Genomic DNA, 10,008 nt, shown 5'->3' with positions numbered 1-10,008 from the left:
CACCGGGAACCTCGGCGCGGGCGGGCGGCACCCGCCGCCCGCCCGCGGCGCCCCCGCCGACAGAGAGGATCGCACGCCGGTGCCCCTTCCCATGGACGACGAGCACGCGGCCCTGTTCACCGTGGGGCAGGTCGCCGACATGCTCCACGTGCAGCAGGCGTTCCTGCGGCGCATCGACGACCACCGGGTCGTCTCCCCCCGGCGCTCCGCCGGCGGCCAGCGCCGCTACAGCCGCAACGAGATCGGCCGCATCCAGCAGGTCGTCACCATGATGGGCGAGGGCATGACGCTGCCCGCCATCCGCCGCATCATCGAGCTGCAGCACGAACTCGCCGAGGTCACCCGCGAGCGCGACGAGCTGGCGGCCCGCCTGGCCGCCCTCGCCGAGGCGCCGCGCGCGGCCCGGGACGGCGGAGGCGGGCGGTCCCGATGACGCTCACGGCCGACGAGGCGGTGACCGCGATGCCGCGGAACATCCTGACCATCGAGGAGTACCGGCGCGGCCGGAGCCGCGTGGTGCGGCTGATCGGCGAACTCGACATGGCCGGCGAACGGCGCGCCCGCGCCGCCGTCGGCCGCGCCCTGGACGCCCGCCCCCGGACGCTGACGCTCGACCTGTCCGGCCTCCGCTTCACCGACTGCACGGGCCTGTCCATCATGGTCTGGGCGCGCGACCGGCTGGCCGAGCACGGCGGCGTCCTGCGCCTCCGCGACCCCCGCCCCAGCGTGCGCCGCCTGCTGACCTTCGCGGACCTCGACCCCCACATCACCGAGACGCCCGACGGCCGCACCCGCGCCGTCCGTCCGATGCACACGGAGAACGGCGCGCACGAGACCGGGGACGGTTCGCCGCGGTGACCGCCGCTAGGCGATGAGGCCCTCGGACTGCGCGTGCTCCAGCGCCCGCCACGCCTCGCGGGTGTCGAGCATCTCCAGGCCGCGGACGGCCCAGAACCGCAGCGACTCGTCCATGCTCTCGAGCTGGTCGCGGAACAGGTCCAGTGCCTGGACGGCCCGCGCCTCGGCGACGAGTTCCAGCAGCAGGCAGCGCAGCGCGTCGTCGTCCTCCGCCGCGAACTCCGCGATCAGCTCGTCGACGTACGCGTCGGCGTGCTCGCGCAGGAAGTCGAACGCGTCCGCCCGGACGCCCGCGCCGCCCTCGCGCATCTGCTGGATGGCCTGATCGAAACGCCGCCGCGACATAGGCCGACTTTACTGCCGATCACCGACACCCGGCGCGACCGGCGAGACGCCCCGTCCCGTAGCCTCGGCGCCGTGACGAACGCCGCCACGCGGACGAACGGGGCGCCGCTCGATCGGGCGACGCAGCGCTGGGTGCGCCTGACCGGCCGCCGCGTCGACCTGCGGGACGTGCCGTGGCTCGCGGGCCCCTGCGGAGACGGCGACCGGGTCGGCGACTCCTGGCTGCACCGGGAGGCCGCACGGCTCGGCGGACGCGTGCCGGACGACCCGTCCGGCGCGGGCCTGCTCCCGTCGATGACCGTCCTGGACGGCCCCGCGTTCGACCCCGCCGACCTGCATCCGCACGTCCGCGACTTCTACGAGCGCACCACCCGGTGGCGGCTCGACCTGTGGTCGCAGTGGTCGCCGTGGGCGTGGCCGTTCGGCTGGCTGATCTCGGCGCTGTTCGCCCGCCGCCTCCAGCAGCTCGCCCTCCCCCTGCGCCCGCTCGACGTCGCCCACGGCATGACCAGCGAGATCACCCCCGTGGTCGGCCCGGACGGCGCGACGCTCGGCGCGTCCTGGCGGCGGCGGCTGCGCGCGACCGGCAGCACGGTCTTCAGCGGCTGGTACCAGGCGTTCACCGTGCCCGGCGTCCCGCAGCCCCGCGTCCGCGTGGTGTTCCCGCTGCCGAACGGGCGGCTGGTCGTCCTGCTGCGGCCCGAGGTGACGGCGGGCGGCGGCCTCCTGCTCACCTCGCCGGCGGGCGGCTGGGGCGAGGACGGCGCGTACCTGGTCGTCGAGCGCGGTTCGCGCGCGTGGGCCCGGCGCGTCCCCGTGCACGAACGCTTTCACGTCCACGTGGACGGCGAAGGCGTCCTCCGCACCGACCACGCGCTGGACCTCTGGACGATCCCCGTCCTGCGACTGCACTACCGCCTCGACGGCGGCGCGTCCCGGCCGTGACGTGGGGCGACGGGCGGAGCCATATGATCATGCACTTCGACCACGTGAAGACAGGCTGATCGATATGCGCAAGCTCGTTTACTACATCGCGTCCACCCTGGACGGCTTCGTCGCGGGCCCGGACGGCGCCGATCCGACCGGGCCGGGCGGGTTCTGGCCGATCGCCGACGATTACATGCGGTACATCATCGCCGAGTACCCCGAGACCCTGCCCGGGCCGGCCCGGGAGGCGCTGGGCGTCACCGACCCGGGCGTCCGCTTCGACACCGTCCTGGAGGGGCGGCGCTCGTACGAGGTCGGGCTGAAGCAGGGCGTCGCCGACGCCTACCCGCACCTGCGGCACATCGTGTTCTCCCGCACCATGACCGAGAGCCCGGACCCGGCCGTCCGGCTCGTCTCCGGCGACCCCGTCGCCACGGTGCGGGAGCTGAAGCAGGAGGACGGCAAGGACGTCTGGGTCATCGGCGGGGGCGCGCTCGCGGGCGCCCTGTACGCGGAGATCGACCGGCTCGTCGTGAAGATCGCGCCGCTCACCATCGGCGCCGGCATCCCGCTGTTCGGCCGCGACGCCGCCTTCGACCCGCGCACCTGGGAGCTCACCGGCCACACGGCGCTGGACAGCGGCCTGGTCGTCCTCACCTACGACCGCGCGCCGGACGAGGCGTCCGCCTGAGACGGCGAGAGCCCGCCGCCCCGGGACGGGCGGCGGGCTCTCGGCGGTCCGGGGTCAGGCGAGGGCGTTCTGCTTGAGCCACTCCTCGGCGACCTTCTCCTGGTCGTCCTTGTCGACGACGATGCGCTTCATCATGTCGAGGAGGTGCTGCGTCGTGAGCTTGGCGGACACGGCGTCGAGGGCCGTGCGGGCCTCCTCGTTCACGCCCTTCTCGTAGACGAGCGGGGTGACGTTCTGGGCGCTGAAGACGTGCTTCGGGTCCTCCAGGACGACGAGGCCGTGTTCGGCGATCATCGGGTCGGTGGTGAACAGGTCGGCGGCCTGGATCTCGTCGTCGACGAGCAGTTCGACGAGGGTCGCCTGGGCGCCGGCGTCCAGCGGCTGGAACTTCTCGAACTTCAGGCCGTACTGGCTCTCCAGGCCCACGAGGCCCTGCCGGCGAGTCTTGAACTCGGACGGGCCGCCGATCGTCATCTGGCCCGCGACGGGCTCAAGGTCCGCGATCGTCTTGAGGGCGTGCTTCTGCGCCGTCTCCTTGGTGACGGTGACCGAGTCCTTGTCCTCGGCCGCCGCGGAGGCGAGGATCGCGACGCCGTCCGGGAGCTTCGCGGTGAGCTCCTTGTTGATGTCCTCGGTGGTGGCGGCGGTGCTCTTCGGGTCGACCGAGGTGGTCAGGAGGGCGCCGTTGTACTCGGGCATGACGTCGATGCCGCCCTTGACGACCTGGTCGTAGTAGACCTCGCGGGCGCCGATGTTGAACTTGCGCTCGACCTTGACGCCCTTCGCCTCGAGGGCCTGCGCGTAGATCTCGCCGAGGAGCGCGCTCTCGGGGAAGTTCGCGCTGCCGACGGTGACGGCGGACGAGTCACCGCCCCCGCCCGCGAGCGGGTTGTCGCCGCCGCCGTCCCCGCCGCCGCAGGCGGTCAGGGCGAGTGCGGCCGCGAGGCCCACGACCGCGCCGCGGATCATCTTCTTCATGGGTGTGCGTTTCCTTCCGTGGGGACGGTCAGGAGCGGGCCGTTCCGAGCAGGCCCGGGGAGACGAGGAGGCGGCGCAGCACCGCGAAGACCAGCTGGACGAGCAGCGCGAGCGCCACGACGAGGACGGTGCCGCCCACGACGAGCTGGTAGTCGTTGCGGGCGAGTCCGTCGATGATGTAGCGGCCGAGGCCGCCGAAGCCGGGGTAGGCGGCGAGGGTCGCGGTGGCGACGACCTGGATCGCGGACGTGCGCAGGCCGAGCAGGATCAGCGGCATCGCCATCGGCAGTTCGGCGCGCCACAGGACGCCCCACCCGGTCATGCCCATGCCGCGTGCGGCGTCGCGGGCGTCGGCGTCGACGCCGCGGACGCCCTCGTAGGTGTTGACGAGGATCGGCGGGACGGCCAGCGCCACCAGGGCGATCAGCACCGGGGTGATGCTGTAGTCGATCACGACGATGACCAGGACGAGCCCGAACGTGGGGATCGCGCGGGCGACGTTGGCGAGGCCGGTCGCGAGGAACCCGCCGCGGCCGGTGTGCCCGACGAGCAGGCCGAGCGCGAGCCCGATCAGCGCGGCGAAGAACAGCGACGTCCCGCTGTAGACGAGGTGCTGCCACAGGCGGTGCGGGATGCCGTTGGCGCCCTCCCACTGCTCGCCCGACGTCAGCCACGTCCAGGAGAGGTCGATCTGGTTCCAGACGTCGTTCATGAGGCACCTCGCGCGCGGGCCCACGGGGTCAGGATGCGCTGCAGGACGACGAGGAGCGCGTCGGTGACGAGCGCGAGCACGACGATCAGCACCGAGGCGGCGAGGATCTGCGTCGGGAACTGCAGCTGGTACCCGCGGACGATGTCGTAGCCGAGGCCGCCCTGCCCGATGAGCTGCCCGACGGCGACGAGGCTGATGGACGAGACGGCGGCGACGCGCGTCCCGGCGATGACGACGGGCACGGCGATCGGCAGCTCGACGCGGACCAGCCGGCGCAGCGGGCCGAAGCCCATCGCGGTGGCGGCCTGCCGCACGGGTTCGGACACCGAGCCGAGGCCGTCCACGACGTTCGGGACGAGGACGGACAGGCTGTACAGGGTCAGCGGGATGATCACCGTGGACGGGGTGAGCCCGGTGTACTGGATGAACACCATGAACAGCGCCAGCGACGGGATCGCGTACAGGACGTTCGCGAGCGTCAGCGCCGGCGGGTACAGCCAGCCGAAGCGGCGGCACAGCACGCCGAGCGGCAGCGAGATCAGCAGGCCGAACAGCACCGGCAGGAGCGCCAGGCGCAGGTGGAGCAGGGCGTTCTCGGACAGGTCGGCGGTGTGCTCGCCGATCCAGCCCCAGTCGATCTCCATCAGGCGGACGCCCCGTCCTCGCCGCCCGGCACCCCGGCCACGGGCGGGGCCACGGGCGGGGCCGCGGGCGGCGGCGCGGGCGACGGTGCGGACGGCGGCGCGGGCTCGGGCCGCGGGCGGGTGCCGGAGGCGCTGATCGCGGTGGCGAGGTCGGCCTGGTCGGCGAGGCCCAGCACGCGGCCCTCGCCGTCCACCGCGACGGCCCGGCCGGACGGCGACAGGATCGCGGCGTCCAGCGCGGCGCGGAGCGAGTCGCCCTCGATGGAGAACGAGTGCCCGATGGGGGCGAGCCGCGCGTCGGCGAGGACGCCCTCCGCGGGGAGCGCGTCGGCGGCGGCCCAGCCGAGCGGGCGGCCCGCGACGTCGACGACGAGCGTCCAGCCGTCCGCGGCGTCCCGGGCCTGCTCGACCGGCGCGTCCGCGGGCAGGATGCCGCGCTCGGACAGCGGCGCCTCGGCGGCGGGGACGAACGACAGGCGGCGGATGCCGCGGTCGTGCCCGATGAACCCGGCGACGAAGTCGTCGGCGGGGCGGGCGAGGAGGTCCTGCGGGCTGTCGACCTGGACGAGCTCGCCGCCCGTCCGGAACACGGCGATGCGGTCGCCGAGCTTGATCGCCTCGTCGATGTCGTGGGTGACGAACACGATCGTCTTGTGCAGCTCGTCCTGCAGGCGGAGGAACTCGTCCTGCAGTTCGGCGCGGACGACCGGGTCGACGGCGCTGAACGGCTCGTCCATCAGCATGATCGGGGGGTCGGCGGCGAGCGCGCGCGCCACGCCGACGCGCTGCTGCTGCCCGCCGGAGAGCTGGAACGGGTAGCGCTTGGCCATCGCCGGTTCCAGCCCGACGAGCTTCATGAGCTCGTGGGCCCGGTCGCGGGTCTCCTTCTTCTTCCGGCCGAGCAGCCGGGGGACGGTCGCGATGTTGTCCTCGACGGTCCGGTGCGGGAACAGCCCGGCGTGCTGGATGACGTATCCGATGCCGCGGCGGAGTTCGGCGGGCTTGCGGTCGCGGACGTCCCGCCCGTCGATGAGCACCCGGCCCTCGGTGGGGTCGACCATCCGGTTGATGGTGCGCAGCGCGGTGGTCTTGCCGCCGCCGGACGTCCCGACGAACACGGTGATCCGGCCGGTCGGGCACTCCAGGCTGACGTCGTCGAGCGCGACGGTGCCGTCGGGGTAGCGCTTGGTGACGCCCTCAAAGGTGATCAAACGGGATCACGTCCTCGCTGGGCGCCGGAGACGCCGATGTTCGATTTCGGCCATCTGCCCAACCGTAGCCAATGGGTACCGCACGTGCAGCGTCCCAATATGACCGAAACGTCGCCTATACAGGCCCGAGACCGATGCACGGTGTGACGGTCGCCTCATTCGCCGCTCGTCGACGTGCGCGCGCGCAGCGCCGGTTCGCGGACGACGCGGCCGCCCCGGGACCCGCCGTCGACACCCCCGACGACCAGCCCGACGGCCGCCTCGACGATGCCGTCGATGTCCCAGTCGACGCTGGTCAGCGGCGGGGTCAGCAGCGCCGACATCGGATGGTCGTCGTACCCGCACACCGCGACGTCGCCCGGCACGTCCAGCCTCAGCTCGCGGGTCGCGGCGTACACGCCGTAGGCCATCGAGTCGGTGAAGCAGAACACCGCCGACGGACGGTCTGGAACCCCGAGCACGCGCAGCGCGGCGCCGGTCGCGGCGGCGAGGCCCTGCGGCACCGCGACGACGTCCACGCGCAGCCCGAGCCGTCGGGCCTCGGCGTTGACGTGCACGTCCGCCGGACGGTCCGGGGTGCTGGCCCGGGTCGCGGTGAACACCGCGAGGCGCCGGTGGCCGAGGTCGCGCAGATGCTCCAGCGCCAGCGTGACGCCGCGCCGGTTGTCGAACACGACCTCGCCGTGCGACCGCCCGCCGTGCAGCGCGTCCCCGATCGACACCACCGGCAGGGCGCCGCCCATCTCCGCCCACAGTTCCGCGGCCGGGTCGAGCGGCTGCACGATGAGGCCGTCCACCCGCTGGTCGCGCAGCCGCCGGGCGAGCGCCAGCTCCCGCTCCGGGTCGCCGCCCGCGTCGACGATGAGGGCGTACCGGTCGCGGGCGAGCAGCGCGCGGCCGATGCCGACCGCGAGCGACTGCTGCCAGTAGTCCTCCAGCGAGCCGCACAGCAGCCCGATCTGCCCGGTGCGGCCGCTGGCGAGCGCGCGGGCGATCGGGTGCGCCTCGTACCCGAGCCGGTCGGCGGCCGCGCGGACCCGCGCCTGCGTCTCCTCCGACGTCTGGACGCCGCGGAGCGCGTACGACACGGCGGCGGGCGACAGGCCCGTCTCCTCGGCCACTTCCCGGATGGTCGCGCGTTTCCGCCTCCCCGCCATCCTTCACACCCTAGGCGGCGGGGGTGACGGAACGCCCGTCGAGCCACCGGTCCGTCACGGCGCACACGGCGACGGCCGTGACGAAGCACACGGCCGCGCCCCTGAGCAGGCCCGCCTCGTAGTGCACGTCCGTCACCGCGCGGACGGCGGCGTACCCGGCGAGCCCTCCCGCGACGAGCGCCGCGGCCGCCTGCCCGCACCACAGGAGCGTCCGGCGCGGACCGGCGCCCGCCAGGCTCGCCCGCAGCGCGAGCCCCGCCGCCGCGCCGCACACCAGCAGCCCGGCCGCGCCCGCGAGCCACGGCGACCCCACGTTCGGGCCGTACCGGACGGCGAGCGCGGGCACCAGGAACAGGACGAGGCCGTACCGCAGCGCGTGCCGCACGCTCGCCGCCGCCCGTCCCGGCTCGCCGTCGCGCAGCCGCCCGGCCGCGACGCGCGCCGCCACGAGCGCGGCCGCCGCGACGAGCGCCCCCGGCAGCCGCCCGCCCAGATGCGCGAGGTTGTACAGGAGCGCGGTGTCGTACACGGTGAGCACCAGGTGCCCCAGGGCCCAGACGGAAACGGCGAAGGCGAGCAGCTGCGCGGGCGACGAGACCCGCGGGCCGTCCGTCCCGTCCCGCCGCGCGAGCCACTGGACGAGCGGAGGCGTGGCCACCGCCGCGCACACCCGGATCGCGATGTCCTCGGTGGTGTACGGGTTGCGCAGCCCCCACTCCACGACGCAGAACACGAACGTGTACGACAGGGACGCCGCCCAGACGATCCAGGAACCGGCCACGCGCCGGTACAGCCCGCGGTCCAGCCACCGCAGGACCGTAACGTACGCGAGCAGCACGAAGGGCAGTTCGAGGAAAGCCTGCACCCGCAGGACGGACGGCGCCAGCAGCCCGGCCCCCGGAACCCGTTCGGCGACCGCCCGCATCGCCGGACCGTCCGCCAGCGCGAACCACCCCTCCGGCAGGTACCGCGCGACGAACGCGACGTCGCCGCCGTGCACGCTGAGCACGTAGACCGTGAACAGCACCTGGTTCACGTACACGAGCGCCACGACGATCCCCAAGACCGCCTCGGGACACACGAACCGGGAGAGGAGCGGGCGGCCGGCCCGGCTGTCAGGGGCGGGGGGGTTCGGCAGGGGGGCGGTCGCGAGGGTCGCCGCCGTTGACGCCAGGACCGCCGCGTCCACCCAGAGCCTCATGCCGCGCCAACCTAGCGCCGGCCGTCCCGGCGGCGCGCATCGGTTCGAGGGACGCGCGCAGGCGGACCTTCATCCAGCGCGCGGCCGGGCCTTCCACCAGCCGGTACACCGCGTAGGACAGCAGCAGGGACGCGGCGACGGTGATGGCGAGCGTGCCCCAGCGGCCGACGCCCGGGTACAGGGCGTCGACGAGCGGCAGGGCGAGCTGCGAGTGCACGAGGTACAGCGGGTAGGTCAGCGCGCCGAGGACGGTCAGCCCGCGCCAGCGGATCCACCGGAGCTTGCCCAGCGCGACGAGGCTCATCAGCACGAAGATGCCGGTGACGACCACGCTGACGACGATCTCGTTCGCCTCTTCCCACGCCGTGCGCGCGCGCCACGCGCCCCAGTGCAGGGCGAGGAGCCACGACACGGCGACGTATCCCCAGAGGAGCAGGGTGGGGCCGAACCTGTAGATCATGTACAGGGCCATGCCGCCGATGAAGTACGGGCTCCACGTCGGCAGCAGCATGACCTGGAGGAGTTCGTTGTCCGCCTGGTTGGCGTAGAGGCCGCCGAACAGCCAGGCGGCCATGAAGATGAGGCAGGAGCGGTACGTGATGCCGATCCCCGCGAGGACGGCGACGAGCACGTAGAAGTGGAGCTCGACCCAAAGCGTCCAGTACACGGCGTCCACGTTCCGGACGTCGAGACCGCCCTGCAGCATCGTCAGGTTGGGGATGATGAGGCCCGGCACGCCGTGCCCCATCTTGAACACCGCGTACACGGCGGCGCCGAGCAGCACGCTGAACCAGTACGCCGGCATGAGGCGCACGAGGCGGGAGATGCCGAACTCGCCGGGCCCGCGTCCCCACGCGCTCAGCAGGATCACGAATCCGCTGATGACGAAGAACAGGTCGACGCCGAGGTACCCGTAGCTCGTCAGGGCGCCGAGGCCGGGGAAGACGTCCAGCGAGGGCTCCGGCCACGCGCCGCCGCCGTTGAAGCCGGTGAAGTGGTACAGCACCACCGCGACCGCCGCGAGGAAGCGCAGCAGGTCGAGCTCGCGGAGCCGGCCGTGCCCGGGACGTCCGGCCGCGGGGAGCGGCGACGGGAGGTCGCGCGGGCCCGCGTCCCGCGGGGGGTGGTCCTCCGGGGGAAGGCCGGGCGGGGGGAGGTCGGGCCGGGACCGGACCGCCGTCGACGGCGCCGCGTCCGCGGGCGGGGATTCGTGTCGGGTCACCGGCGGAACCCTTTCGGGGCCGGGTTTCCCGGCGAGTACCCGGACGTGAGGAACGGGTGAAC

General features: G+C 73.7%; 12 protein-coding genes. 4 read left to right on the top strand and 8 right to left on the bottom strand.

Annotated elements, in window-relative coordinates; genetic code table 11:
• The first annotated feature begins 79 nt into the window (after window positions 1-79).
• Complete coding sequence (locus AB0L25_RS20350; protein WP_500174196.1) at window positions 80-433, top strand: helix-turn-helix domain-containing protein; 354 nt, start codon at window positions 80-82, stop codon at window positions 431-433.
• Window positions 430-858: an STAS domain-containing protein gene (locus AB0L25_RS20345; RefSeq protein ID WP_500174195.1), complete on the top strand. Its 429-nt coding sequence runs from the start codon at window positions 430-432 to the stop codon at window positions 856-858. The genes AB0L25_RS20350 and AB0L25_RS20345 overlap by 4 nt, the downstream gene beginning before the upstream one ends.
• Before the next feature lie 6 nt (window positions 859-864).
• Here AB0L25_RS20345 and AB0L25_RS20340 read toward each other — a convergent pair whose 3' ends face one another.
• On the bottom strand, window positions 865-1,203 hold the full coding sequence (locus AB0L25_RS20340) for a HEAT repeat domain-containing protein (protein WP_500174194.1): 339 nt from the start codon (window positions 1,201-1,203) through the stop codon (window positions 865-867).
• 72 nt (window positions 1,204-1,275) lie between these two features.
• Between AB0L25_RS20340 and AB0L25_RS20335 the strand changes: the two genes are divergently transcribed.
• Both AB0L25_RS20335 and AB0L25_RS20330 read left to right on the top strand, forming a co-directional pair.
• Window positions 1,276-2,148 (top strand): hypothetical protein, encoded by an 873-nt coding sequence (locus tag AB0L25_RS20335; protein ID WP_500174193.1) that lies wholly within the window; start codon window positions 1,276-1,278, stop codon window positions 2,146-2,148.
• 64 nt (window positions 2,149-2,212) lie between these two features.
• Window positions 2,213-2,821: a dihydrofolate reductase family protein gene (locus AB0L25_RS20330; protein WP_500174192.1), complete on the top strand. Its 609-nt coding sequence runs from the start codon at window positions 2,213-2,215 to the stop codon at window positions 2,819-2,821.
• A gap of 54 nt (window positions 2,822-2,875) precedes the next feature.
• Here the strand turns inward: AB0L25_RS20330 and AB0L25_RS20325 are convergent, their stop codons facing one another.
• From AB0L25_RS20325 to AB0L25_RS20295, 7 genes are all read right to left on the bottom strand, one after another.
• The gene (locus AB0L25_RS20325) at window positions 2,876-3,799 is read right to left on the bottom strand and encodes an ABC transporter substrate-binding protein (RefSeq protein ID WP_500174191.1); all 924 of its coding nucleotides are present in this window, start codon (window positions 3,797-3,799) and stop codon (window positions 2,876-2,878) included.
• A gap of 28 nt (window positions 3,800-3,827) precedes the next feature.
• Window positions 3,828-4,511: an ABC transporter permease gene (locus AB0L25_RS20320; RefSeq protein ID WP_500174190.1), complete on the bottom strand. Its 684-nt coding sequence runs from the start codon at window positions 4,509-4,511 to the stop codon at window positions 3,828-3,830.
• A complete protein-coding gene (locus tag AB0L25_RS20315; protein WP_500174189.1) occupies window positions 4,508-5,155 on the bottom strand; it encodes an ABC transporter permease in 648 nt (215 codons plus the stop codon). Before AB0L25_RS20315 ends, AB0L25_RS20320 begins: the two co-directional genes overlap by 4 nt.
• The gene (locus AB0L25_RS20310; protein ID WP_500174188.1) at window positions 5,155-6,366 is read right to left on the bottom strand and encodes an ABC transporter ATP-binding protein; all 1,212 of its coding nucleotides are present in this window, start codon (window positions 6,364-6,366) and stop codon (window positions 5,155-5,157) included. Before AB0L25_RS20310 ends, AB0L25_RS20315 begins: the two co-directional genes overlap by 1 nt.
• A 155-nt stretch (window positions 6,367-6,521) precedes the next feature.
• Window positions 6,522-7,487: a LacI family DNA-binding transcriptional regulator gene (locus tag AB0L25_RS20305; RefSeq protein ID WP_500174187.1), complete on the bottom strand. Its 966-nt coding sequence runs from the start codon at window positions 7,485-7,487 to the stop codon at window positions 6,522-6,524.
• Between the two features lie 46 nt (window positions 7,488-7,533).
• A complete protein-coding gene (locus AB0L25_RS20300; protein WP_500174186.1) occupies window positions 7,534-8,586 on the bottom strand; it encodes a hypothetical protein in 1,053 nt (350 codons plus the stop codon).
• A 52-nt stretch (window positions 8,587-8,638) separates the two neighbouring features.
• Window positions 8,639-9,946 carry an acyltransferase family protein gene (locus AB0L25_RS20295; RefSeq protein WP_500174185.1) on the bottom strand — a complete coding sequence of 436 codons (1,308 nt, stop codon included), beginning with the start codon at window positions 9,944-9,946 and terminating at the stop codon, window positions 8,639-8,641.
• Window positions 9,947-10,008: the final 62 nt, after the last annotated feature.

The organism is Spirillospora sp. NPDC052242 (assembly GCF_040679555.1).
GTDB lineage: Bacteria > Actinomycetota > Actinomycetes > Streptosporangiales > Streptosporangiaceae > Spirillospora.
The sequence above is the reverse complement of the archived record's forward strand: the minus strand, read 5'-3'. Positions and strand labels throughout refer to the sequence as shown.